This is a genomic window from Alteromonas sp. P256 (assembly GCF_036864455.1).
Classification (GTDB): domain Bacteria; phylum Pseudomonadota; class Gammaproteobacteria; order Enterobacterales; family Alteromonadaceae; genus Alteromonas.
The window spans coordinates 84419-109494 of sequence record NZ_JAZETM010000011.1 but is presented as its reverse complement, the minus strand read 5'-3'; the positions used below and the strand labels follow the sequence as shown (position 1 = coordinate 109494).

The following is a 25076-nucleotide window of genomic DNA, read 5'->3' as shown; positions in this document are numbered from 1 at the left end:
TAGATCAAGTTCGTTTACACTAAGCGCCTAAATTTTGAGGTAAGTACAATGGTTAAAGCACTATTGCATCATATTGTCGGCACGATTTCTGTTATTTTCTATTTTGTTAACACGGTAATTTGGGCTACACCTATTATCGTATTATCGGTATTTAAACTTATCCCAGTGGCGCAGTGGCGACGCTTTATCTCGTATCTTCTCGATACCTGTGCAACAGCGTGGATTGGCGTCAATAACATTAACCAGCGTATAAGCAGCGGCACTACCTTTCACGTTAAAGGTTTAGAGCAACTTACTCGTAACGATTGGTATTTAGTAACTGCGAATCATCAGTCGTGGGTAGATATTCTTGTTCTTCAACGGGTTTTCAACCGCAAAATTCCATTTTTAAAGTTTTTCCTCAAAAAAGAACTTATTTATGTACCTATTCTAGGCTTGGCCTGGTGGGCCCTTGATTTTCCATTTATGCGCAGATATTCAAAGTCATTTTTGGCTAAGCACCCTCACTTAAAAGGTAAGGACATGGAAACTACTCGCAAAGCGTGCGAAAAATTTCGCTCTAAGCCGGTGAGTATTATGAATTTCGTAGAGGGTACTCGTTTCACGCTGTCCAAACACGACAGACAGGCGTCGCCGTTTGCGCATTTATTAAAACCAAAAGCTGGCGGCATTGCATTTGTACTTTCGGCAATGGGAGAGCAACTGCACAAACTCATTGATGTCACTATCGACTATCCTGGTGGCGTGCCCACATTTTGGGATTTTGTAAGCGGTAAAGTGCGCGATATTCGTGTCAATATTAGCGTTATGCCTATTAAAGAGATTATGGACAGTGGCATATTCCAAGACACTTACTTTGACGACCCTGATGTTCGAGTCCGTTTTCAAGCGTGGCTCAATGAACGCTGGCAAGCAAAAGACAACCTATTAGAAGAATTAAACGCAACGCAGAAGCCTTTATGATCCGTAATATTCTCGCTCCCATTACCTTTGTAATTCATATCACACTGCAATTACTCAATTTAGCCTTTTGGGGTGGCCTTATTATCGCGTTGGGGCTGGTAAAACTATTACTGCCTAATGGCAAAATTAGAACTATGTGGAATAGTGTGATGCACGGCTTAATGTTTAGTTTTGGTCGTTTAAGCGTTTTACTTATTCGCCTTTTTAACAACGTCGACATCGAATATGCAGTGCATGGCGAGCTCACTAAAGACAGGTGGTATTTAATCATTGCTAACCACCTTAGCTATCTCGATATAATTTTGCTTATTGAATTTGCTACTAAGCGTATTCCCGCGCCCAAGTTCTTCCTGAAAAAAGAACTAATTTGGCTGCCCTTTGTGGGCTTAGGCGCATGGGCGTTAGATATGCCTTTTATGCGCCGATATACTCGTGCGTACATTGAGAAAAATCCGCATAAGAAAGGTAAAGATTTAGAAACAACCAAAGCCTACTGCGAAAAATTTAAAACCGTGCCCACTACGGTCATTAACTTTGTTGAAGGCACTCGGTTTACCCCGCAGAAGCACGCATTAAAGAAAAGCCCCTATACACATTTATTACCAGCAAAAGCGGGGGGCGTTTCCTTTACGCTAGCTGCCATGGGTGAATTATTTACTAACGTTTTAGATATTTCCCTGCTATACCCACACAATAAGAAGCACCCTATGATGGCAATGCTGTGCGGCACCATGACCAAGATTGTCATTGACGTAAACGTCGTTTCGGTTCCAGAATTGCAACAGCACTCAACGCGCAATGAATCAGAATTCCGTCTTTATTTCCAAAATTGGTTAAACGATCTGTGGAAAGAAAAAGACTCACGTATCAAAAATCTTTTGGAGTCTTGATCGATGGAAGTTACTACCACTGTTCGCGACACCTTTGTGCACTTAGTACACGATGTATTTCCGAATCTTACTACGGATGAACCGTTTTATAACGTGCTCGCAGGAAGCAGTATTTTACTTGTCTCTGCAATTCTTTATGTTATCGCACGCTTGCTCATTCGGCCACAAATAGCCAGTTGGGTTTATCGCTCAGATAATGTGTGGGACAACGCACTACAAGAATACGGCTTCTTTAGACGCTTGATGCATTTGTTTCCAGCTATTTTTATTTATATCACTGCGCCCGTGCTCATTGATGAAGGTGCTGTTTTTCTTGGTCTAATGGTGAAAAGCTCGCAGCTTTACATGCTTTACAGTGCGTTACTTGCATTATACGCCTTACTGAGCACAGTCGAATATGTGTACAACACATCTGCCCTAGCAAAACGCGCTCCTATTACTGGCTTTATTCAGGTAACAAAACTCGGTTTTGCCATTATTGCTATATTGCTGAGTATTTCCTTGATTGTAGACAGAAGCCCCCTGCTCATTGTTTCAGGCCTCACCGCTATTGCTGCCGTTCTACTTTTAATATTCAGAGATACCATTTTAGGTTTTGTCGCCGGCATTCAAATTGCGGCAAATCGCATGTTCAATACAGGCGATTGGATCTCAATGCAAAAGTACGAAGTTGACGGTGAAATCAAAGAAATCGGGCTCACCAATGTCAAGGTTCAAAACTGGGATAAAACCATTTCAACCTTACCTACCTATAGCTTAACAACAGAAGCCGTAAAAAACTGGCGTGGAATGCAAGAGTCTGGCGGACGCAGAATTAAACGCGCTATCCACTTAGATGTACATTCAATAAAGCTTTGCGACAATGAAATGTTGGAACGTTTCTCCAAAATTCGTTATATCAATGATTATATTGAGAAAAAGAAAAACGAATTGCAGACGTACCACAAAGACTACTCAATTGACGAGTCAGACTTACTTAACAGCAGACGTTTGACTAATATTGGAACCTTTCGCGCGTATTTAGAGGCTTACTTAAGAAAGCATCCTCACATTCATCAAGAACTCACGCTAATGGTAAGGCAGTTGCCGCCTACCGAGCTCGGTCTACCACTTGAGATATACTGCTTCAGCGCCAAACAGGATTGGGTGGATTATGAGAAAATACAGGCTGACATTTTTGACCATGTTATGGCTATGCTTGAGCCCTTTGATTTAAGAGCATACCAACGAGATAGCCACTTAGGGGCACTGGTGAACAGAGGCTCAGAGTAGCCTCGCGCTTGGTGAAAAGTTTGCGCTAGAGGCAATATTGAAAGATAAAAAAACCGGCATAGTGCCGGTCATTTTATTTGTTCGTGATGTTAGGCCAGTGCATAACTCATCAAAAAGAAGATGACCAAACCAGTAACACCGAAAAAGCCATACTCTACTTTTTCTTGCATACCTTCAGCACCCGCTTTCGCTGTAGTAAAGCCCATAATGATGCTGCTAAGCCCAAGCGTAAAGGCAATTAGCGCAACACCGAACATAATTGCATTAGTCCAATCAGCCATTGTGTTAACCCCTTAAATTAATTGGCAGTATTATGCATTAATTAAACCCTATTGAACATATTACAGTGGGGTTTAATTTTATACTTTGTCTACAAGATTGATCTTAGTCAAAATAACTATTTTATTATTATTTTGGCCAAAAATTTAGGGAGCACGTTAAACCCTAAAAAACGTAAACTCATAAACCATTGAAAGTATTACTTTTAAATAAATGGCATCAGCATTGCTAAATCTATAACCATAAACAAAGATAAATAGATTTAAGAAGAGACAACGCGAGAGATATAAAAGAGTAGGTGGTAGTTAGATTCACTATGGTATTTACGATTTATCTCAATATAGCGTTTGCTCACCCATACACAGTTTAATTTTCGTTGCGTCACGATTAGGGAATTTACAATGTCGAACACGTTTTTACTTTCAGTTACTGTTGCCACAGCATTATTGAGTGGCCAAGCTATAGCTCATGACAATAGTTGCGATATCGAGCTAGATGGTCAGATTAAGTACTATCAAGGCAATCTCACCGTCAATATGGAAAATGGGTCAACACTTACCATCAATCCAAACCGAGAACTGTCAATAAACGGCGAGTCGGTAGCGCTTAATAAAGAGCAGCAAGTTTACGTAAACGACTATTACAATAATATCGACACTGCTATCCCCATGACGTTAACTATTGCCAGCGAAGGTTTAGAAGTCGCCAGTGTAGCGGTGACCGAAGTATTTGGTGAGCTACTTGGCAGCGATAGCGGCCTAGACAGTGATTTTCAAGCACTCTTCGATTCTCTAGACCAGAAGCTTGCTCGCTCGTTTTATGATGATGCTGGCAACATACGTATCGATTCCACACAGTTTGATGAGCCTGGCTGGTTTGACGAAAGCTGGGAAGCCGAATTTGAAGCACAGATAGAGTCTTTAATCAGCGAATCAATGGGCCGTATTCTTATCGCCCTTGGAACACAAATGCTGTGGGAAGGAGGCGATATGTCTGAGTTTGAACAGAAAATGGAACGCTTTGGCGAAGACTTGGAATATCGTTTAGAAGCAAAAGCCGCTTCTTTAGAAGAAAAAGGTGAGGCACTTTGCGACGTTCTTAAAAAAGCAGATTATGCAGAGTCTAAGATGCAAGCCTCTATTGCCGGGCTTGATGAACTTAACCTTATCGATTTAGGCAGTCACAGCGAGATGAAAATGTAGGCTTAGCCACACCTTTTTCTAAATGTGTATGCCCTAGTAAAACATAGATAACATCTATCCTGACACGAGGGGCTAGTGAAATAACGGTAGCACCAACCGACAAAGCCGAACATATAAGACATATGTTCGGCTTTTTGCTTTTACGCCAATCGGCTATAACACTACACGCATGGAGTAAGTCGTTCTTTGCCTGATATACTAATAGTCAAGATACAGTTTCTACGTAAACTAGGGCTTAGACGCTAGTGCTAAAATACAAACATCTTAATTACAGGCATGAAGGATACGTAACAAATGCAGAAAAAAATAGTGATCACCGGTTACGGTTGGATGGCAGGTTATTTAGGCAATGCGTTATTAAGTAGCGATAGCCCTATAAACGCACATGTGGTGGGCACTACCAGAAGTGACAACAAGTTGGTGCAGATGTCTGAGCACAATATTACAGGCATTAAGTTTGCACTTGGCGATGACACTTCACGACTATGCCAATACATGCAGGATGCAACCTTCATTATTAACATTCCACCGGGTAGACGTAACACACAGCTAGACGGCTTCACTCAGCAAGTTATTGCCCTTATTAACGATGCGGTTGCGGCAAACGTGGCGCATATTATTTTTGTAAGCACCACGTCGGTGTATGGTGACAGTACTAACCAAACGCTCACGGAAACCAGTAGTACTGCCCCGGAAACTGCATCGGCAAAAGCACACGTAGCCATTGAAGAACATCTTGCCTCGTTGTCATCTAAGGTGAATTACACCGTGCTTCGCTTAGCAGGCTTAGTGGGCCCAGACCGTCACCCAGCGCGCTCACTGAGCGGCCGTGAGTTACCCGCGGGTAATAAGCGAATTAACCTAGTGCACATCGCCGACGTTGTTAAGGGATTGCTCGCAGTTATTGAAACGCCCCCACACAATTGCACACTGCACTTGTGTAGCGCACTTCACCCTAAACGCGGTGAATACTATTCTCGCGCTGCATCAGCATTAAACCTGCCTCTGCCACTATTCTCAGATACTGAATCTGAGGCAATGGGCAAGGTAATAGACGCTAGTGCAAGCTGGCAGGCGCTTGATATTACACCGGCCTATGCAAACCCAGACGACATGTATTGATGAATCTGTATTTATAAATATGTATTGATGAAGCACTGGCGTTTAATACGACTATGCCGTCCTAAAAACTGCCAACGTATTTCAAGACAGAACCGTCAAATTAAAAAGGGGGTAGCAACTGCTCCCCCCTTTTTTTGATGTTAATTTTATCTTTTAATCGGCTAACCCACAAAAGCGTTGACACTTTTGGGGGCGCAAAGGTATGGGTAACCTATGGCATTTAACCAAACAGACTAAAATTAAAATACTTCACCGCTACCGTGTTAACAAAAATAACAAGCAAAATGACCGGAATGAAGGTTTTCAATGAAATGTTGACGTATTTCTCAAACCAACTTCCTCTGTAGCTATCGCTGCCTTCTTCTAGCGAAGCATTGAAATTTGCAGTCTTCCAACGATAGGTAACGAATAAGCAAATCAGCAATCCGTTAAGGGGTAGTATAGTTTCGTAGAAAACGTCAATAATTACGTCAAAGAAGGATTTATCGGCACCGGCGTAACTGACAAATGTTGTCAGCACGTCGATTTTACCGAACGACAGCGCGCTCAATATGGCTAACACAATCATGATGCTGCCCAGCGATGTAAGAGCCCACTTACGACTTACCCCTTTCTCATCCATTAGTGCAGCAACGGGTACTTCAAAGATAGAGACCAATGAGGTAATTGCAGCAAAAAACACTAACAAGAAGAATAAACTAGCCACTACAGATGCGCCTAGATAACCAATAGATTCTTGTAATGCCAGGAAGATACTGGGTAGATAAGTAAATATCATACCTACTGACGACTCGCTTAGGTCCTCTGGGTTAATCTCTGGGTTAAACGAGAATATTGCAGGTAGGATCATCAAACCGGCGGTAAACGCTACAGCGGTATCCATAAGCGCAACAAGCTTCGCAGAAGTAGGAACGTCCGACTTTTTGTCGATGTAACTCCCATAGGTAATGAGAATACCCATACCTAGTGATAGTGAGAAGAAAGCTTGTGCTAACGCGCCATTTATCACCGACGCGTTTAATTTAGAAAAATCAGGCACGATGTAAAACTTAACGCCCGCCATCGCATTGTCTTGAGTGAGTACAAAAATCACTAAGCCAATAAGCATAACGAACAATGCTGGCATTAGCAGCTTCGCTGCTTTTTCAATCCCTTCTTTAACACCACCTTGCAGTATTAAATAAACCACGCCAACAACAACTGCCATATAAGCAAAAATAGACGGCGAATTGATGAAAATTCCAAACGTGTCGGGGTTAGCCAACAGATCTAGATTACCGCTCACGGCTTCGTATAAATAACCGAAAATCCATACGGTGATCACCATATAAAACACGGCAATCATAAATGGGGTAGCAATGGCTAGCCACCCTGCAAACTTCCACTTTGGACTGTTATTGCTAATTGCGCTGTAGGCGCCCAATGGATCTTTTTTAGCATGACGACCCACGGACATTTCAGCCATCATCACAGGTAAGCAAATGGCAAAAACGAATATGGCATACATTAATAGAAATGCGCCCCCGCCATTTTTTGCTGCCCCTACTGGAAAGCCAACCAAATTACCAATACCAACTGCAGAACCTGCAGCTGCCAAAATAAAACCTATGCGCGATCCGAACTGTTCTCTGGCCCCGCTCATATCCCTTCCTCTTGTTGAGTTATTGTTATGTTTATTAGGATGGTATGTTTTGAAATGACTCGCAACGGCGTCAACGCCCAGTAGTTCTGACCATTTAAGAGTATTGTAGACTCTCAAGGCCAATCAATACGCTGCACCATACCCAAGAAAGTATGGTAACAGCAGTGTAATAAAAAGTCTTGATGTTGGACTCAACGAAATAGTAACAAAGCGTATTACCAAGTTACCACTTCACCGTCCCAGTCAATAAAATGGCAAGGTTGGTCGCGATCTAGCTTAGATACGTGGGTAAATAGCTTATCGGCTGTAAAGGCTGGCGTGAACAATTTCTTCTCTGCCACGTTTTTCTGAAAGGGTTTTGACAACTCGGTGTCTACTGTACCGGGGTGATAACACACCAGCATGGCATTTTTCACTCGACGCTTGTATTCAATGGACGCGGTTTTAACCAGCATATTAAGTGCAGCTTTAGAAGCGCGGTACCCATACCAGCCACCAAATCCATTATCAGATATGCTGCCAACCCGAGCGCTTAAGCAAACGACAGTGGCATGGCTTTTATCCATTATGTTCACTAGGTGCTTAAGCCACAGAGCAGGAATAATTGAATTCACGGCAAAATAGGAAGCCAGTGCGCTTTCGCTCATATCTTCTAAACGCTTCTCAGGGTTTACTCCTAAGTCGTCGTCTTTTAATACGCCTGTCGTCACAACCACATTATTAAGCTTGACGTCTTGGCTTTTCAACTCCTCCACAAAAGCAGAAATACTTGCTTCATCATGCTCGGCAATGGCTTTCGCGGTGACATTGTCAGGCCAATTACTGTCTTTAAAACCACTTCGACTCACCGCAATAACCTCATCGCCATTATCTGCAAATCGACTAACTAACGCATTACCGATGCCGCCTGAGGCTCCAATTATTAGTGTTTTACTTGTCATTGGGCTCTCCTGGTATACAGCGCTCGCAGCTGCGCTTTTTGCCTGTTAATAAATAAGAAATTGTGTATCTGTGTTTTGCAAAAATGTTGTAAAACCCGTCGGCAATAATGCGAATGCCTGGCCAACGCAAAGGCGCATAAAGCCAACCAACGCCTACTGCTTTCCACGCTTCATGGGTAACATCTAAGCCAGTTATCAAGGTTCCATCCTCTCGAAGTGCATGAATTCTTGCATTCAATGCATGCCAATCTAGTGTGGGGTAACGCTCACTAAAATCTGGCTCTTGTATGTCAACGAGTGTTAATCGATTGTGCTTGTCTCGCTTTCTCAAGTGCTTCATTTCAGTCATGCAAAGCGGACAATAGCCATCATAAAAAATAATCACTACAAAACCTCAAGTTAATTGGAGACGTACTAAAGCGCACGCGGTATGTATTTTTGTATTTGTTATTCGTTTATACGCTAAAAAAACATGCTTGGATGACTTGAGTTAGACGCAGGTGGAACCCACACTACAGTTATTGAAATTGAGAGGTTTAATCATGGCAAATTTACAGGTCGCCACATTGGCAGGCGGATGCTTTTGGTGCATAGAGTCAGCGTATAATACCGTTGAGGGTGTGGAAAAAGCGATATCGGGGTACGCCGGCGGCGAAGAGCCGTCCCCCTCTTACCAGTCGGTTTGTGGTGGCAGTACCGGACATGCTGAGGTGGTGCAAGTTACCTTCGATGCAGACACCATTGGCTATCGTGAAATACTGGAAATCTTTTTTGCGCTGCACGACCCAACTCAGCTTAACCGTCAAGGTAATGATGTGGGTACGCAGTATAGAAGCGCGATTTTCTATCATAACGAAGCGCAAAAAGAAGAAGCGGAAAAAATAATTGCTGAAATTACCGCTGAAGAAATTTGGCCTAATCCCGTCGTAACCGAGGTGGTAGAAGTGAACAATTATCACCCGGCCGAAGACTACCATCAGGATTATTTCAAAAATAATCCGCAAAATCAGTATTGCTCGATGGTGTTGGCACCCAAACTGGCAAAGTTTAAAAAGACATTTGCATCGCGACTTCGAAAAGACGTTTAAATAAGTGTCTAACAATTAAACCGTCTAATAACCTACACGCTTAATAGACATAAAAGGGGCAATCATTACCCCTTTTTTATTGCTACACAAAATCTATAAGATTGGCGAAATTAGATACCCTTCGCTTTTGATGCATCCGCTGTTATTACGCGCTATTCATCAACCTTAGACAATCAATTGATTTAATCTACCGCTTTTAATCCACCGCTTTTAATCCACCGCTTTTAATCCAACGTCGGCTATTGAAACCAAGCGTCGTTAAGTGGCACCGAGAATAACAGCGGCGCCAGGTCTTTGTACTTTTCCTCATCTGCTTTGCAAGAGGCATTTTTAAGGTAATTCTTTTCCCATGGGTCATTAATAATCCACAGAGTATTTTCTAGGGTCACGAGCCCTTCCATTGACGCATTATCCATCACGTAATCTTCGCAGGCTTCTGTACCTTTCACCATAAAGGTAACGGGTACTCGTAGTGTAGGTTGCTCACCTATCACATCTATTATCCATAACTCGTCATCGTTTCTCGCCGCAGCAATCAGAAAAGCGCGGTCATTAACCTTGTGTAGCGTCAATCCGTTAATAGGGTGATTGCCCGATGGAAACTCAGGTAATAAAAGCGCGGGTTCTTTAACTACGGCAAAATCTGTCGTTGAAAAAAAGTTGTCATCAACGTTTACGCTAAAAATACGAGGCTGACCTGCGATATCTTTTTCTAACCCCAGATACATGGTTCCATCTGCGTCCATCGCGATGCCTTCAATACCGTCATTTGGGAAGTTGCCTACGTTAAATGATGCGGGAAATTGCAGTGGACGAACATGGGTCATTGCAAAGTCGCCGTTGGCTTTGCGCGCTAAACGCACTAGCAATGTTGGGTAATCGGTTGAACCCGTAGTGCTATATTTTGACTCACAGCGGGGGCTAAGTGCACCGGTTCGTGTGGCATCTTCAGTAACGGTGTAAATAACGTTGGCGTCTCTGGGGTCTACTGCGAGTGCTTCTAAATCAGGTTCGGCACTTAGGTAGTTGTAAAAGCAGCTTCTTCTTACTTTGGTTGAAAAAGAAAAGGTACTGCTTGAAGACAGCAGCGTTGATGTCGCGGGGTCTATGCTGTGCAACTTTAATTGCTGACTTTTGTTGGCGCTAGCGTCTGCTATCGTTAAAAGCCTATCGTTAATCGCCACCAACCCAGATGTTTGTGGGTCAAACATCACCTTGCCATTTTGTTGCGTTATCCAGTTTCCCACCGTAATCACGGTCAAATCTTCTTTTTCAGGGGTAATAATGACCTCTTTTGTCTCACTACATGCAGTTATAATGAGTGCAGTAACGCAGATAAGCAGCGCATGTTTTAGCATCAAGATAGTTCCTTTTTTGGCTGTGGTTTACAGTACAAAACCATAGTGAGCCAGGCTAAAAACAATAGGTTAGACGGCGCACGTTTTCAGAGTACGAATCATGCACTGGCTTAAACATAAGATAAGCACTGGCCGAGCATGAATTAATTGTAAGCGAGTATATAGAGCATACCGTTTATACACAAAAAAGAGTAAAGTACGAAGAAACAACGCATGTGATGTCATCACTAAGGGGAATGAATTATTTCAACGCTAGGCTCTCAATTAGACTCTCAGTTAGATTCCCAATTAGAATCTCAGCGAGTCAATCGAACAGAACGTCAAACCGACCTTCCATTGGTTATAGCTGGTCCAATCGTTCGCAAGGTTACTGAGGATACTTGTCATATCTGGTTGGTGACGTCGTTGCCTAGTGCCCCTTCCATTCACCTTATGCAACGCGGTGTTAATGTCGAGGTTGAGTGTGTTGAAGAAAGCGTACAGGTGGGCCAATACGCCTACATCCATTTATTATCAGCAACGGCTTCACACAAGTTTAGCGATCGCGAACGAGTGTATTATCAATTGGACTTTACCGATAAAGCCACAAGTAAAAAATGGCATATCGAGCAACAGCGTTTACTGTATAGCGCAGAAGATAGCTTAAGTTTTCATTATACCGAGACGCCAGAAACTATCTTACACGGCTCTTGCCGCAAACCACATTTTGACGGTGACGATGCGCTCGCTCAAGTAGATAACCTCATTGAAAAAGGCCTTTCAGGCAGCTCATCACTTCCAGATGTATTGCTGATGACTGGCGATCAGATTTATGCCGATGACGTGGCCGGCCCGATGTTAAAGGCCATTCATCATTGCTGCGACTTACTTGGGCTGTACCACGAAGGGTTGGAGGGCGCCGTTGTTAGCAACACGGCAAAGCTCGCACAGCACTCGCATGGGTTTTACGAACGCGAGCAGTTGCTACCACAAATCGCGACCAATACCGTATTATCATCTCTCTTTTTTGGTGCGAAAAAGAAACCTGTGTTCACATCAGTGAATGCACAAAACCACCTTATTGGCAGTGCTGAAATTCTCGCGATGTATTTTTTAGTTTGGTCTGACGCTCTCTGGCCATTGATTGACATTGATAATAATCATATACCTCAGCAGTACCGAGACACTTTTGAGAAAGAACAAAAAGTCATCGACGGCTTTGTGAAGCAGCTTCCTTCGGTAAGACGGGCACTCGCTCATGTACCCACCTATATGATATTTGATGATCATGATGTCACTGACGATTGGAATTTAACCCGCGGTTGGGAGCAAGAAGTTTACGCTAACCCGCTGTCTAAGCGCATGATTGGTAACGCGCTTATTGGGTACTTGCTCTGTCAGGGCTGGGGTAATGCGCCTAAGAAAGTGGCCTCCCTTATTGGCGATGCGCAAAAAATGTTTAGTAGTAGCGATTTAAATGAACACGATACATTCATTGATAAGCTGCTCGATTTCAGCGAATGGCATTATCGACTCGATACGTCGCCCCCTATTGAGGTATTGGATACTCGCACGCAGCGATGGCGCTCTGAATCTAGTCTCAATAAGCCTTCAGGCCTTATGGACTGGGAAGCCCTTTGCGAGTTTCAACACTCTATCATTGGAAAAGAAGCCGTTATCGTTGTGTCTGCTGCTCCTATTTATGGGGTGAAAATTATTGAAGCAATACAAAAGCTGTTCACTTTTTTTGGCAAGGCATTAACTGTGGATGCTGAAAACTGGATGGCACACAGAGGCACGGCCAACGTGATGCTCAATATTTTCAGGCATTACAAAACACCACCTGAATTTATTATTCTATCTGGCGACGTGCACTATTCGTTTGTTTACGATGTGCGGCTGCGATTTAGACGCAACAGCCCTCATATTACCCAGTTTACTTGTAGCGGCTTAAAAAATGCGTTTCCAGAAACCTTGATCACTTGGTTCGATAGACTTAACCGCCTTCTTTACGGTGCTAAGTCGCCCCTGAACGTATTTACAAAACGTCGTAACATGTCGGTAAAAGCGAGACCGCCTTATAATGGCGATAAAGAACTATTTAATGGCTGTGCTATTGGTGTATTAAATATTTCACACAAAGGTAAGGATGTTCACTGCAAAACTTTGTTGAGTAACGGGAAAGAGGTAGTATTCTCCCCTGTAAATAACGACTAGCAAAAAAAGAGGTATCTAATGAGTGATGGCGCCCTGTCTATAGGTTTATTTTTCGGCTCAACGACCTGTTATACCGAAATGGCAGCGGAAAAAATTCAAGCCCAGCTTAATAGTTTGTTCGATGACAACGTAGTTCATCTTCACAATATTAAAGATGTGAATTTGTCGCGCACCTCAGACTACGACATTATTATTTTTGGCATTTCAACTTGGGATTTCGGTGAACTACAAGAAGACTGGGAGTCTCATTGGGAAGATGTACACCAACTTGACCTGTCGGGTAAAACCATAGCGCTATTTGGACTTGGCGATCAGCTGGGCTATGGCGAGTGGTTTCAAGATGCCCTTGGTATGCTTCACGATGCCATACTCCCCTCAAACTGCAATATAGTAGGCTATTGGCCGAATGAGGGTTACGACTTTACCGCCTCTAAAGCACTCACCGATGATAAAAGCCATTTCGTAGGCTTGTCGCTAGACGATGAAAATCAATATGATGATACCGATGCTAGAATTGAAGCATGGTGCGAACAACTCCTCATTTCTTTAGCTTAACTTTACTACGGGTGCAGATAGGTATAGGTCAGCGTGGAAACTAAAGGGCGCATCCATCAATCGTTTTATCGAAACGGCCCCAGCCATAGGGATGGCGCCGACGTGTCTTTTCAAGACATTAGGAAGTTGTTTAATTTTGCCACCATCACGGTGGGTAGATGGGTTACACCAGAAGAACAGCAAATAGCAGCCAATTTATTCTTCGATGCGCTTTACGACCTCACCACCATATTGAATATAAACGAACAGGTGCTTTCACTAAATGGCTCGCTATCACTGGCTTTTGGAAGCGGTGGGCAGAAAAACGCCAGTGCGCACTATCACAGTGGAAAACGACAGTTAGCATTGGCGAAAAATGCGGGAGCTGGCTCTTTGGCCCACGAGTGGTTTCATGCATTTGACCATTATATAGCACCGCGTATGTTCGAAGGACTTTCCCACGGCACTTTCGCCACGCAAGCGTGGTTAGATAACGCCTCAATGAATACCCACCCGCTTAATCAAAAATTGAGCGACTGCTTTGACCTCATGTTTTTAGATCACAACAAAAGGCCTAATGAGTACTTTGTTAAGTCTGTTGAAGCCGATAGAGCGCTGAAGACATTTTATTACGCCATGCCCCAAGAAATGGCTGCTCGCGCCTTCGAATCGTGTATTCAGGATCACGAGATTAAAAACGCCTTTTTAGTTCAAGGTACAAAAAAATCCACAGAAGCTAGACTTGGCATTTACCCTCATGGTAATTTGCGTGTAACACTCAATCAGGCATTGATGTTGTATTTTTACCAATTAGGCGTCGCCATTTCGCACAAACGTTAGAAATTAGTCGTTTTATTACCGCGGAATCGAGCATTTTTCCAGCAACAAGTGGTTACGAGCACACTGTTTTATACAAAAGCCTGTATATTTTTGTAACAAGCAGTATACTAATGGGCTCGAACGTAACAGAAGAAAGAAGACGAGATGAAAAGAAAAAAGCATACCTCGGCCGAAGACGAGGCTCAGATTGATATGACCCCCATGTTGGACATCGTGTTCATCATGTTGATTTTCTTCATCGTAACGACATCGTTCGTAAAAGAAAAAGGGTTAGACGTTAATCGTCCAGAAGACAATCAAGCTAAAAACGATAAGCCATCAAAAGCGCTTTCAATTCGTATTGAAGAAGACGGCACTATTATGATGGGTGGACGTGAAGTAGACGTTCGTCGCGTTGTTGCAAACACGCAAACTTATCTTGCTGAAAACAATACGGACACTGCTGCTATCCAAGCCGACGAAGAAGCTGAACACGGCGTTGTGGTAGAAGTAATGAACCAAGTAAAAATTGCAGGTATATCAAAAGTATCTGTACTAGTTAAAAAGGGATAACATCTCTTTTTGCTAAAAAAGCCGCCCTTGGGCGGCTTTTTTCGTATTAGCGCCCATACCAAAGTATACATTGCATTACTGCATAACTTTTGGTCAGATCGTAAGCTACAGATTGTCTGGAAAGCCATGTTGAAAGTGCCGTTCCGGGCTCAGACAATCCTGGAGCTATTATGAAATCTAAAATTGCCACTATTGCGATTACCGCAGTAGCATTATCCTCACAATGCAGCACTGCTGCACCTATCGCGTTGAGCGAAGCATTCAACTATAACGCATTTATCTTTAACGATTATGAGGGCGAACGTTCCGATGTTGAAGGTAAGCTTGCTGTAGGCGGTAACCTTACGGTTGAAGACTTCGATGTTGGTTTATTGCTCCCACCGGATCTATCCAGTAGTTCCCTTTATGTGGGTGGTGACCTCAATTTTACGCGAGGTAAAGTCAACGGCGGTCAGACTACGGTTTCAGGAATGATCAATGCCAATAATGTTGAATTTGCCGGAGGATTGAGTAGCGCAGCGTCGGTGTCTATTGAAGGCGGCTCTGTAAACAACGGCGGCATCAGTAGCAAAGGAGATGTGTCTCTTGTCAGTGCAGGCATAAAGCAGGGAAATATCGACGCCGAAAGAGACGTTGTCATTAAAAGTGCAGGCTTAGACGATGGCTCTGTGACGTATGGCAACAACCTCATTGTAGAAAGCGGCAACTCAGGCACATCACCAGCGGTTAAAGATGCCGCAAATACTGTGCAAGTGGATAATCTTGATTTCACTGCGATAAAAGATGAAGTTCTTACGCAATCAAAAGACTTCGCCAATATGGACGTGAATGGCGTTACAACGCTCAACTGTGGCGCTGCTAATTGCCTTGACGATGCAAGTACAAAAATCGACACCATTACGTTTACCGGCACTGACGATGTCAATATTTTTTCCATAGACAGTTCATGGTTCAGCGCCGCCGATAAGGGCATTGTATACGACTTCTCTACCACCAGCGTAAATATCATCAACGTGTTGGGGCAAAGTGTTGAGTTATTCGATACGGGCTTTTTTAACACGGCGTTTAAACAAGAAAATAGTTATTTTAGAGAAAACGGACAGTATCGCGACAACGATAATAATATCGATTTGCGCCACGACGGTCTGTACACCAATAACATTCTTTTCAACTTTGTTGATGCAACTGACATAACGCTTCACTCCGTTGGCGTTAAAGGTAGCGTTCTCGCCCCCTATGCGCAGCTGAGCTTCTATAATGGACATATAGACGGTAATGTTATTGCTGACAGTTTAATAACGCCTGAGGTAACCTTAGTGAATGACAAAGGTGAAGAGTATCTTGCGCCCACAGGTCAGATAAACAATTACCAGTTCGGCTCAATTAATGTGAGTGAGCCCGCCTCACTTGCACTGCTTTTTGGCGCTGGCTGCTTTATGATGCTGCGCAGGAAAAAGCGTTAAAGTGCTTTAAACTAAAGCGCAAACCCACGTAACCGAGGTGACGACAACAGAAGCTCGTCACTGGTTACGCCACTCCCCTCTCCACCTCGCCATCGAAACTGAATACCGGCCTCAAAGGCTTGGTATTCCACGGCAAATGCCTTACTCATATAGCCTGCTACAATCCAGTCATTACCAATACGATATTGCGCCTCAGCGAGGAAATTTCCGCTTAGTCCTGTGGTTTCAGAATAAGGCAAGGCAACTAACGGGCTGGCATCGCTATTTATATCGGGGGACGCTATAAGCGGAAAACGAGAGTCTGCCGTTTGCTCAAGTCGTGAAAGCGCTATTGCATTACTAAGCTTGAGTTGCCAATTCAGCGCTTCTAAGGTAAGCAGTTCTGAATACACACCTAAAGAAACGAAGTAATTGGGGCTAAAATATCCTCCGTTGCCATAAGTAAACCCAAATCTATTATGGTCATAGCCTGAGTAACTTGCGAAAGGACCAATGCGCCAATAATCAAGCATATCTGACACGTCTGTAGCAATATCGTAACTAACATCACCCCGCACAGAAAGTGCACTATTGCTGTCTACTGTCTCACCGTGTAAGGTGCTTATTTGTAACGTACCCGCTACAGACCAACGCGGTGCTAGTTCATAGGCTGCTAGCCCTCGTATGCCGTCTTCCAGTACATAGCCCCATGCGTCTTCATTTCTTGCGTTGAACGAGCCTGTTTGGCTAAGCATGCTGTCCTCTTTAGGGTAACGGAACAAGGTAGTGGCAAGCGTCAGCTTAGGTAAAAACCACGTTGCAGAAATTTGACCGGTAATATCAGCGTTTACGGGCTGATCAAACATGCCGTATTCCACATTTGCATAAAAGTTGAAGCCTACGTCTTGATAAGCAATATCGGCCCTTAGGCCTTTGTCTTCAAACCCAGTGATGTTGTTTGATACCGCGCTACGCACTCCATCTCCAAGCAAATCATCGCCCAGCCACGCTCCAGACTGTGCCGCGCCACTGTAGAACTGCTTATAATCCAGAAAGACCCGCCATTGCCAACCTTTGTAAATATCACCAATACCAATATAGCTGGTTAAAACGTCGAAATTTCCTAGCCCAGATTGACCTGAGCGAGAGCGCGTTGTGATGCCAGAAACCACACTGAATGCATCTTTAGTCTGCGCCGTTGTTGTACGCGTATCGGCGTTTATATAGGAAAGTAGAAATTGTTTTCTAGGCCATGCGCTACTATTCACCTGCGCCTGTCGGCGGGTATTTACTACCGGAAATGCTGATGCAAGCTGATTTAACTTCAGCCTATTGTCACTATTAAGCCTGACTAACTCGCCGGCAATAACATCATCCTCTGGATTTTGCTTCAGCACTTTTTCAAACGCTAACGTCGCCGTTTCACCATCGCCATATTTTGCTGCGGCCCAACCCAGTAAGGTTAGCTCATCAAGGGTTAATGCTCTTATATCGCCTAGCTGTTGGGCAGTTTCAATACTGTTTTTGTAATCTCCATCTTCATAAAAATAGAGTTGCTGCTGCGCTAGGCCATCGGCACATCGACGTAAAAAGCGTTCTGTATCAATGCTGCATGCCAACTGTCTGGCCCTTGCATGCTTTTGCTGTGCGCTTAGCGACAGATACTGACCATCGGCGTTTTGCGATAACACAAAGAGTTCGTAGGCCTCGTTGTACGCATCTTCATTGTATTTTCGCCACGCGCTTCCCTCTATAAGGGACGTGATCAAACTTGCGTTGGCAGCACCGTCTTTGTTGCTTTTACCGCTGGCAAGTAAACGCGCAAGCTGCTCAATATCCCTTTGCTGTATAGCCCTATTCACTATAAAAGTAGTGATGGTTTCTAAGCCTTGTTGAGCGGAGCGACGCTGCACCTCATTTGGGTTAAGCACCAGTGCGCTATCAAATTGCGTGCGCGCTAGGTTAAGTTGCCCACGATCAATGGCCGCCCACCCCATCAGTAAATAGAAGTTTGGCTGGTTTTCTTTCTCTGCTAGGGCTACTAGCTTATTAAACTCTGTATTTGATATTTGTCTGCGAGCTTGGGGTATTTTTTCTGCAAATATCGCGAGTGGCGATTTAGGTGCGTTGCTTACAGAACTAGGCTCATTTGATACAAGCTCCTTTTCGCTTGAAGCTGGCTGGCTCCCCTGTTGACTAGCCCCCTTTTGACCAGCGCCCTGCTTTGCACGTGACAGATTATTCAGTCGGTCTAGCGCGTTTTGCACTGGCTTCGATGGCTGCCAGCTAGGATATTGATAGCGCAAGCGCCCATACTCGTCGTTTGCGAGAGTTCTCTGCCCCTGCTCGATATGAAACCATAGCCCGGTAACATCGGGCTGACTTTCGTCAAAGGCATCAAACCCTAGCTCGCGTTCTTCATACGTAGTTTTAGATTGACCGTGAGCCATGTGAGGTGCCAACGTGGCAAGCATGACTAATTTCAAAAGGAAAAAAAGGAACAATCGGTTATTTATAGTCATGCTTTTCACCCCGATATATCCGAGACGGCCAGCATTGAAAGCAACAGTAGACTTGCCGAATAATAGTCAACCTCTCTGTTAATATCAGGCCAATCAGGTGCGGTGTCATTAACGATGTTATTAACCGCTTGCTCAACCGCACGCATGCCAAGGGTCATTGCATATTCCGCTGGTTTCTCGTCATCTAGCGAAAGGGTTGCTGGCACATAATCTTGTGACCACCATTTTGCGAATGGGCTTAACACATCATTGCGTTCAGCACTGGCTAAAAAAGTATCAGACCATGCTAAATGCAGAGGAATTCGCACCGCATTGAACCCAAATTCACTGGCAATAACATTGTTTGTTGAAAAACTCCCCTTGTATAAACGCGTCCAATCAGAGGGCAGTTGATGAGATGAGAACCGGGCTTTCTGCACTAGCGATATGCCGCTGGCGAATAATTCCTGCCAAATACTGGGGTATTCAGAGTAGTCAGAAAAGGCCGACAGGGCTGGGAACACCCAGTATGAAAGATTAAACTGAACGCCATCTTCGTTACTACTGAGACTAACGCCATTGCCGTTATCAAAGCCTGATTCCCCGGGTAGTAATAACGTATAGCCATCCCGTGTCACTATTAGCTTTTCTTCTATGGCCTGAATAATTCTGCGTGCTTCGTCTTCATAACTCGGTGTATTCCAGCGTTTTGCTGCCCTAAGCAGTGCCCAAGCAATTAATACATCGCCATCTGACGCATTATTGGGGTCGTCAACACAAGCGGTGTCCTTAGTCGTACAAGGTGTGTAGCGCCAGCTGAACAAACCGTCAGGTCGCTGCAATACGGTTTGGGTCCATTGCCATAGGCTATCAAAGGCTGCCCGGTCATTAGCATGAGCAGCGAACAACATACCGTAACCTTGTCCCTCAGAGTGAGAGACCTCATCGTTACCGGTGTCCACTATTCTACCGTCAATAACAAACAGCGCTTTATAGGCAATAAAACGCTGTTCAAATTGCTTGTTATCAGATTGCTTATTATAAGACTCCGTACACGACACCAAAAGCAATGCTAAGCAAAAGACAGCGGCGGCTTTAACTCTTGTTACCATGAGTCTTGTACTTTTTTATTCCGACGTTTAAGCAGTAAGTAAATAAATAAGCTGATTGAGAAAATCAGAACCACAAAACCAACTAACCAGTACCAGGGGTTGTTGGAAAGCCATAGTCTGAGTTGAAGCCACGCATCGTCAGACTCGCCAATTTCGTAAGTTTCATTCACCTGCATAACAAGGGAGGGTGCGCGGCTGTCGCTCCAAGCAAAGAAATCACCGGCTAACTGCCCCCACATCGATAAGCTCACTAAATCACTCACTCTGTCGTTGAGTAATTCAGAGGTTTGTGCGGCAAGGATAAACAATGTGTCGTTACTATCTGGGTTGGCGTGTGCGGTAAAAATAGCCTGCGGCCCTAAGTCGCTTTCTTGTATTGTGTTACCTTCCACTTTCATGGCTTTGAATGACCTATCTTGAGTCAGATTTCTCACCCGATTATGAAGGTTATTTTGAAGTTGATAAGACCAACGTTTCGTCGCCTCTATTGCCGTTGTAAACTCCGACTGTTGTACTTGTGACAGCGAGTCTGGCGTGCCCAATACAATTGCCGAGCCTGCAATCGCGTCCGATGGCATGCTTTCAACCGCCATATTATTAATAGTCAAATTAAGTAGCGGAGCGTTAGCTACCTGCGCTAATTTTGCACTTATCGTCAGCGCACTATCCATAAAGTCTGAAGACGGAATAATGATAGACGATGCAGGGGCTGACTCAAATCGTGCTAGGGGATAAGCCGTTTCGCCGAATAACGTTAAGCTTGGCTGTACTGCTACATGACCCGCATCAGGGAGGTCGATAGCAGAGGTGTTTTCCAACTGAAATATTAAATGACTTCCCGCGACTTCATCACACGCTACTCCTGCGAGAGGCGCACGCAGCGTCACATCAAAGTCGATATTGTTTGCTCCGCCTTTTAAGTATCTTGCAGGCACCGATAACTTGTAGTTTTTGAACACCTGCCCGTTCGGGTTATCAAGAGCAAGACCATGTACCAACTCATCGTTTACTTTCACATTCATGATAGAGCCAGGTCCATTACCCGCTCCGTACCCGAAATTAAGCAGTAAACCAACGCTGGCATTTTCCGGTACATAAAAATCAGCAGGTAGTAAGAATGAAGCACGTTTTGAAAAGTCTCCTTCATCTCTAAACCTTGCCGCAGATATCCCTAAATCTTGAAACTCGTAAGCAGTATCTGGTGCTGCGACTAGCTGTTTTTGTAATCGTGTTGCCTCCATACCAGCGTGAGACAATACGGTAATTTGAGAAGTTACATTTATCTCATCGTCCATAACTGCCAAGGTTTGCGCAGCTTTGTGTACTTCGTCAGTGGTATTGCCACTGACAATAAGGCGAAACGTGGAAGGGATAATCACGCGATTACCGATTGAAAATGAAGGCGTCACTTCTGTTTTTAAATAAGGGCCTTTAATACTGTTAACCGTGGCATCGGATAGCACAGGTGAGAGCGATCTGGCAGTACCTACTATTACATGTAACTGTGGCGTTTGACTCTTAGCTAAGGCGCTGTCAGGACGATTATTTTGAGAACCAACCCGTGTGTACCATGCTGAGCGCTCATAACGCTGAATATTTTCTTCTGTCCAGCGCTGTCCCTCGTTAGCAGTGTCTAATTCAGGTAATACATACCCCTCATCAAAGGTCTCATGCTTTAGCTCAAGGGGTTGATATTGATTACGTAGCGCTAGTGCCTGACCTACTAATGAAAGAGTGCGCTTGGTAATGTCGTCTTCCACATCTGTTGCTGTAATCAACGACACGTCTCGCAGGCCGCCAATTCCTGGGTTAAAGAAGCCATCTAACTTATCGAATGTGAAAGTATCAACGTTATTACTTGAGGTTATTTGCAAGGTTGAATTATACATATTCACCTCGCTCCATAGTTCAGGTGCACTGCCATCTACACACTGATTTGCATAATGCTGACTAACACTGAATGTAAGCGTATTGAAGCCATCTCGCCATAACTTAGCCGGTATGGGCACTTCAGAGATAAGTGAGGGACGGTCAGGGTCGAATCGTATTTGACCGATAGTGGCGTTATTAAAACGTACAACAAGCTGAGAACGTTTTTCTATAAGCGCCTTAGAGCTGATTACATCTAACGTAAGCACAGCGTTATCAACGTCGGTAATTGAAGCCAAAGGAATAGCAAAATCGATTGAGTCCGCTTTACCTTCTAGCCGAATAATACTTTCGCCGGCAAAAAAATCGGTGAGACGATAGGTATTTGTTTCAGCATTAACGGTAAATGCTAATAGTAAGCTCAACAACAACATAGGATAGATTTTTATCATTTTTGTTTATTCCTTGGCAGAACTTATTTTGTGACTTATTTTTTTGCCTGCAATATCTAGAGCATGAAGAAAATGCAAAAGAGCAGGTTTTAATCCAACACTCAGTACGTGCTTAGCACCGTACCAGTACGTAATCGCGCGCGTTCTTCTTCGCTGAAATGACATCCATCTACGGCTATCTGCTAATGCAAAGGCAACAACTTCGCTGTGCTCCTCTTCCGTTGAAGGGGAAAACTGCACGCGAAGCAACGACAATTTACTATCGTAGTTTAATACCGTAACGGGTAAGTGAACGTTCTTATTTAATGCCTCGCACCACGTTGTCAGTTTGGCTTGGTCAGAAAATAACGCCCCCTCACCTTTTAGCTTCATCCTTGCTCCGCCTATTGAGAGATCCACAAGGTCGCCGACCCAGGCCTGTCCTTTCTGGGTGCTTATTACGACATTGTTGGTAGCGGGTAACCTAGATTGCGATCGCACTTGTTTTCTTTCTAACAACACGCTCAACACCGACATTAACAATAATAGGTTGAATCCGTTCCACAGCATAACAACCACGGTGAGCTCTCTACTTAGCGGCTCGGTGATAAATTTATACACCCCAGTGAAAAAAGCAAACAACAATATAAGAATAAGCCAATAAAAGACATTGGCGAGTGGCGACACAAAAGTTTTGTCTAAGCTTTCCCCTTTTGGCGTAACCACAAAGGAAGGCTCTCGAGGCTTTATAAAAACCTTTATAAGCGCTTTGAGTGTGAAGGCACACTGTAAAATTTCGTATATTTCAGAAACCAAGGGCCATCGCGTTCGTCCAAACAGCATAGTGGAAATCATATACGTCGCGATAACATGAGGAATGGTATAGGCCAGTATTTCAAGCATAGAGGCATGATATACCTGCAGTCCAAACACAAGATAAGCCAAAGGCATGAGCAGAAATATAATACGCGCAAAAGGAAATAACCAAAACATGATAGAGCTCATATACCCTACACGCTGATACCACTTGAGACCCTCGGCTTTAAAAGGCTTTTTCAACAAAAGAATCTGCGTCATTCCTTGTGCCCAACGCATTCGCTGCTGAATGAACGCATCAAACGTTTCGGGTGCCAAACCGCTCACCATTGGCCTATCTACATAAACCGATTCATAGCCTAATTTATGCAAATCTAACGCGGTTTCTGCATCTTCAGTAATTGACTCACCAGATATTCCCCCTACCAACTCGAGGTGCGCTCGCCTCATCAGGGCCGCAGAACCACAAAAGAAAGAACTGCCCCAGTAATCGAGGCCTTTTTGAATAGTCCCGTAAAACATGTCGTTTTCAGAGGGCATTCTCGTGAAGGCTGAAAAGTAGTTTCGTTCAACAGGGTCAGGGTTCGCCATAAAATGTGGAGTTTGCACCAAAAAGACATTTTCGTTTTTCAACATCCAAGGCACGGTTCTATCGAGAAAGTCTGATGTGGGCACGTGGTCGGCGTCTAAGATGACAATAAGGTCACTGCTAGTATTCCCTATAGCACTATTTACGTTGCCCGCTTTCGCAAATTCATTCTTTGCGCGAGTGTGATAATCAATATCGTGTTTTTCACAAAGCGCCTGAAGGTTGCTTCGTCGTTTCTTTGCCGCTGCTGCAGCAGTTTCATTACTTGCATTAATTTTTTGATCAGTACCGCCATCGTCCAACAAGTGTATAAATAGCTTGTCCTTGGGATAGTCGAGGATTTTAGCGGCGCGAATTGTCACCTCAAGAATATCAACATCTTCATTATAGGTGGGGATCATGACGTCTACAGAAGGCAAGCGCTCTGTGTCTATGTCTTTCAAAGTGAGCAGCGGTCTACTAAGGGGAAACGCATTGACAATAGCACCCAAAACGGAGGTGATGCCTGCATAAATTTCAGCAATAAATAATAGCCAAACCGCAATAAGCGAAAAAATGTCGGTATAGGTGAGCGTATACAGTCCTCGCCATAGCAAATAACGAGTGGTTAAGGCTGTGCCCAATACAAGGGCTAAAATTCGGAAAAAGTGTTGATGGGGCTGTGTGTGTTGAGCTTCTTTGCTACACCAAGAAATTGAAATTAGCACTAACAATGACGCGAAGAGCTGCCCGATAGCATCCATTGGCGCTAACAAAATGGCGCCAAGCAGCACAGAGGCTAATAATAGAGCGCCTACGTACTGTACTGGGTTCGATACGTTCTCATGTGGCGAGTTGTCCAATATTGCGATCCGCTATGTGTATTTTTGTGACACTAGCATAGTTTGCCCTGTTAATTAGCGTAACTTCACCATTTGACAGTTCAACCTCGTGATTACTTTTATAGAACATTCTAGAAATGCTATCACGTTGCTCTTGCGCACTTTTCGTTGCAACACACCACGCAGGGTACGTCGCAATTCCGCATATTCCTATTATTATAATGCCATAAAAAACTGAAGGTGGTAATGATGGTGCAACAAATAATGAAAACAGTAAGGTAGCCATGCTTGCCGTAACTAAAATAGCCGTTAATTTACGGTAACGAGTAATATTATTTAGTGTGCGCTCAGCGTTTAGTAGCAGGTGCAACCTCTTCTGCCAAAGTTTTTCGGTCTCTAATTGTGATTGACCACCAATAACGCCAGAATGTGACTCTTGAGTATCTGGCGTCGCACCATCGCTTTGTGAGCGACGTTGCCCCTTCGCGAGTTCATATATATTTACAGGAACACAGTCTGCAAACTTACGCTCTAGTTCGTCGCTAAAATCATTCTTTTGATGTTCACTGCGAAACTTATATTCTTTGTCCATAACGCATCTCCCCCAAAACCTCAA

Annotated in this window: 21 protein-coding genes; 11 read left to right on the top strand and 10 right to left on the bottom strand. The window is 43.9% G+C overall.

Annotated features, from left to right (window positions below):
* The first annotated feature begins 48 nt into the window (after nucleotides 1-48).
* The 3 genes from V7R39_RS15430 to V7R39_RS15420 are packed head-to-tail and all read left to right on the top strand — an operon-like array spanning nucleotide 49 to nucleotide 3125.
* Nucleotides 49-963 (top strand): acyltransferase, encoded by a 915-nt coding sequence (locus tag V7R39_RS15430; RefSeq protein WP_334031784.1) that lies wholly within the window; start codon nucleotides 49-51, stop codon nucleotides 961-963.
* Nucleotides 960-1853: an acyltransferase gene (locus tag V7R39_RS15425; protein ID WP_334031782.1), complete on the top strand. Its 894-nt coding sequence runs from the start codon at nucleotides 960-962 to the stop codon at nucleotides 1851-1853. The genes V7R39_RS15430 and V7R39_RS15425 overlap by 4 nt, the downstream gene beginning before the upstream one ends.
* A 3-nt stretch (nucleotides 1854-1856) precedes the next feature.
* Complete coding sequence (locus V7R39_RS15420; protein ID WP_334031781.1) at nucleotides 1857-3125, top strand: mechanosensitive ion channel family protein; 1269 nt, start codon at nucleotides 1857-1859, stop codon at nucleotides 3123-3125.
* Between the two features lie 89 nt (nucleotides 3126-3214).
* On the opposite strand, the gene V7R39_RS15415 is transcribed toward V7R39_RS15420, so the two are convergent.
* Nucleotides 3215-3406, bottom strand: coding sequence for a hypothetical protein (locus V7R39_RS15415; RefSeq protein ID WP_334031780.1), 192 nt, complete (start codon nucleotides 3404-3406; stop codon nucleotides 3215-3217).
* A gap of 399 nt (nucleotides 3407-3805) precedes the next feature.
* Here V7R39_RS15415 and V7R39_RS15410 point away from each other — a divergent pair, with 399 nt between their 5' ends.
* Nucleotides 3806-4606, top strand: a complete 801-nt coding sequence (locus V7R39_RS15410) for a DUF2884 family protein (protein ID WP_334031779.1) — start codon at nucleotides 3806-3808, stop codon at nucleotides 4604-4606.
* A gap of 294 nt (nucleotides 4607-4900) precedes the next feature.
* Entirely contained in the window at nucleotides 4901-5728 is an 828-nt protein-coding gene (locus V7R39_RS15405; RefSeq protein ID WP_334031778.1) for an NAD-dependent epimerase/dehydratase family protein, read from the top strand.
* 220 nt (nucleotides 5729-5948) lie between these two features.
* Here V7R39_RS15405 and V7R39_RS15400 read toward each other — a convergent pair whose 3' ends face one another.
* The 3 genes from V7R39_RS15400 to V7R39_RS15390 all read right to left on the bottom strand — a co-directional run bounded on the left by V7R39_RS15400 (nucleotide 5949) and on the right by V7R39_RS15390 (nucleotide 8696).
* The gene (locus V7R39_RS15400; protein ID WP_334031776.1) at nucleotides 5949-7370 is read right to left on the bottom strand and encodes a sodium-dependent transporter; all 1422 of its coding nucleotides are present in this window, start codon (nucleotides 7368-7370) and stop codon (nucleotides 5949-5951) included.
* Nucleotides 7371-7585: 215 nt separating this feature from the next.
* Nucleotides 7586-8311 carry an SDR family NAD(P)-dependent oxidoreductase gene (locus tag V7R39_RS15395; protein WP_334031775.1) on the bottom strand — a complete coding sequence of 242 codons (726 nt, stop codon included), beginning with the start codon at nucleotides 8309-8311 and terminating at the stop codon, nucleotides 7586-7588.
* A complete protein-coding gene (locus V7R39_RS15390) occupies nucleotides 8301-8696 on the bottom strand; it encodes a thiol-disulfide oxidoreductase DCC family protein (protein WP_032095557.1) in 396 nt (131 codons plus the stop codon). The genes V7R39_RS15395 and V7R39_RS15390 overlap by 11 nt, the downstream gene beginning before the upstream one ends.
* A gap of 157 nt (nucleotides 8697-8853) precedes the next feature.
* Here V7R39_RS15390 and msrA point away from each other — a divergent pair, with 157 nt between their 5' ends.
* A complete protein-coding gene (msrA, locus tag V7R39_RS15385; protein ID WP_334031774.1) occupies nucleotides 8854-9399 on the top strand; it encodes a peptide-methionine (S)-S-oxide reductase MsrA in 546 nt (181 codons plus the stop codon).
* Nucleotides 9400-9638: 239 nt separating this feature from the next.
* On the opposite strand, the gene V7R39_RS15380 is transcribed toward msrA, so the two are convergent.
* Nucleotides 9639-10757, bottom strand: a complete 1119-nt coding sequence (locus V7R39_RS15380) for a hypothetical protein (RefSeq protein WP_334031773.1) — start codon at nucleotides 10755-10757, stop codon at nucleotides 9639-9641.
* 336 nt (nucleotides 10758-11093) lie between these two features.
* On the opposite strand from V7R39_RS15380, the gene V7R39_RS15375 reads away from it, so the two are divergent.
* The 5 genes from V7R39_RS15375 (at nucleotide 11094) to V7R39_RS15355 (ending at nucleotide 16342) form a co-directional block, all read left to right on the top strand.
* Nucleotides 11094-12953, top strand: a complete 1860-nt coding sequence (locus tag V7R39_RS15375) for an alkaline phosphatase family protein (RefSeq protein ID WP_334031772.1) — start codon at nucleotides 11094-11096, stop codon at nucleotides 12951-12953.
* Nucleotides 12954-12971: 18 nt separating this feature from the next.
* Nucleotides 12972-13508: a flavodoxin FldB gene (fldB, locus tag V7R39_RS15370; protein ID WP_334031771.1), complete on the top strand. Its 537-nt coding sequence runs from the start codon at nucleotides 12972-12974 to the stop codon at nucleotides 13506-13508.
* Between the two features lie 33 nt (nucleotides 13509-13541).
* The gene (locus V7R39_RS15365) at nucleotides 13542-14327 is read left to right on the top strand and encodes a CLCA_X family protein (protein WP_334031770.1); all 786 of its coding nucleotides are present in this window, start codon (nucleotides 13542-13544) and stop codon (nucleotides 14325-14327) included.
* A gap of 144 nt (nucleotides 14328-14471) precedes the next feature.
* Entirely contained in the window at nucleotides 14472-14879 is a 408-nt protein-coding gene (locus V7R39_RS15360; RefSeq protein WP_032095551.1) for an ExbD/TolR family protein, read from the top strand.
* A gap of 170 nt (nucleotides 14880-15049) precedes the next feature.
* The gene (locus V7R39_RS15355) at nucleotides 15050-16342 is read left to right on the top strand and encodes a collagen-binding domain-containing protein (protein ID WP_334031768.1); all 1293 of its coding nucleotides are present in this window, start codon (nucleotides 15050-15052) and stop codon (nucleotides 16340-16342) included.
* An 11-nt stretch (nucleotides 16343-16353) separates the two neighbouring features.
* Here the strand turns inward: V7R39_RS15355 and V7R39_RS15350 are convergent, their stop codons facing one another.
* The 5 genes from V7R39_RS15350 to V7R39_RS15330 are packed head-to-tail and all read right to left on the bottom strand — an operon-like array spanning nucleotide 16354 to nucleotide 25052.
* Nucleotides 16354-18843, bottom strand: a complete 2490-nt coding sequence (locus V7R39_RS15350; protein ID WP_334031767.1) for a cellulose synthase subunit BcsC-related outer membrane protein — start codon at nucleotides 18841-18843, stop codon at nucleotides 16354-16356.
* A 5-nt stretch (nucleotides 18844-18848) separates the two neighbouring features.
* Nucleotides 18849-19934, bottom strand: a complete 1086-nt coding sequence (locus tag V7R39_RS15345) for a glycosyl hydrolase family 8 (RefSeq protein ID WP_334031766.1) — start codon at nucleotides 19932-19934, stop codon at nucleotides 18849-18851.
* Nucleotides 19928-22255 (bottom strand): cellulose biosynthesis cyclic di-GMP-binding regulatory protein BcsB, encoded by a 2328-nt coding sequence (locus V7R39_RS15340; protein WP_334031765.1) that lies wholly within the window; start codon nucleotides 22253-22255, stop codon nucleotides 19928-19930. Before V7R39_RS15340 ends, V7R39_RS15345 begins: the two co-directional genes overlap by 7 nt.
* Before the next feature lie 6 nt (nucleotides 22256-22261).
* Nucleotides 22262-24481 (bottom strand): UDP-forming cellulose synthase catalytic subunit, encoded by a 2220-nt coding sequence (bcsA, locus tag V7R39_RS15335; RefSeq protein ID WP_334031764.1) that lies wholly within the window; start codon nucleotides 24479-24481, stop codon nucleotides 22262-22264.
* Nucleotides 24462-25052 carry a hypothetical protein gene (locus V7R39_RS15330; RefSeq protein ID WP_334031763.1) on the bottom strand — a complete coding sequence of 197 codons (591 nt, stop codon included), beginning with the start codon at nucleotides 25050-25052 and terminating at the stop codon, nucleotides 24462-24464. The genes bcsA and V7R39_RS15330 overlap by 20 nt, the downstream gene beginning before the upstream one ends.
* Nucleotides 25053-25076 lie beyond the last annotated feature (24 nt).

Bases quoted from the DNA above. Each gene is read 5' to 3' on its own strand.
- V7R39_RS15355 (WP_334031768.1), top strand. From the start codon at position 15,050: ATGAAATCTAAAATTGCCACTATTGCGATTACCGCAGTAGCATTATCC.
- V7R39_RS15395 (WP_334031775.1), bottom strand. From the start codon at position 8,311: ATGACAAGTAAAACACTAATAATTGGAGCCTCAGGCGGCATCGGTAAT.
- V7R39_RS15410 (WP_334031779.1), top strand. From the start codon at position 3,806: ATGTCGAACACGTTTTTACTTTCAGTTACTGTTGCCACAGCATTATTG.
- fldB (WP_334031771.1), top strand. From the start codon at position 12,972: ATGAGTGATGGCGCCCTGTCTATAGGTTTATTTTTCGGCTCAACGACC.
- V7R39_RS15400 (WP_334031776.1), bottom strand. From the start codon at position 7,370: ATGAGCGGGGCCAGAGAACAGTTCGGATCGCGCATAGGTTTTATTTTG.
- V7R39_RS15360 (WP_032095551.1), top strand. From the start codon at position 14,472: ATGAAAAGAAAAAAGCATACCTCGGCCGAAGACGAGGCTCAGATTGAT.
- V7R39_RS15405 (WP_334031778.1), top strand. From the start codon at position 4,901: ATGCAGAAAAAAATAGTGATCACCGGTTACGGTTGGATGGCAGGTTAT.
- V7R39_RS15420 (WP_334031781.1), top strand. From the start codon at position 1,857: ATGGAAGTTACTACCACTGTTCGCGACACCTTTGTGCACTTAGTACAC.
- msrA (WP_334031774.1), top strand. From the start codon at position 8,854: ATGGCAAATTTACAGGTCGCCACATTGGCAGGCGGATGCTTTTGGTGC.
- V7R39_RS15430 (WP_334031784.1), top strand. From the start codon at position 49: ATGGTTAAAGCACTATTGCATCATATTGTCGGCACGATTTCTGTTATT.
- V7R39_RS15340 (WP_334031765.1), bottom strand. From the start codon at position 22,255: ATGATAAAAATCTATCCTATGTTGTTGTTGAGCTTACTATTAGCATTT.
- V7R39_RS15425 (WP_334031782.1), top strand. From the start codon at position 960: ATGATCCGTAATATTCTCGCTCCCATTACCTTTGTAATTCATATCACA.
- V7R39_RS15350 (WP_334031767.1), bottom strand. From the start codon at position 18,843: ATGACTATAAATAACCGATTGTTCCTTTTTTTCCTTTTGAAATTAGTC.
- V7R39_RS15380 (WP_334031773.1), bottom strand. From the start codon at position 10,757: ATGCTAAAACATGCGCTGCTTATCTGCGTTACTGCACTCATTATAACT.
- V7R39_RS15345 (WP_334031766.1), bottom strand. From the start codon at position 19,934: ATGGTAACAAGAGTTAAAGCCGCCGCTGTCTTTTGCTTAGCATTGCTT.
- V7R39_RS15330 (WP_334031763.1), bottom strand. From the start codon at position 25,052: ATGGACAAAGAATATAAGTTTCGCAGTGAACATCAAAAGAATGATTTT.
- V7R39_RS15415 (WP_334031780.1), bottom strand. From the start codon at position 3,406: ATGGCTGATTGGACTAATGCAATTATGTTCGGTGTTGCGCTAATTGCC.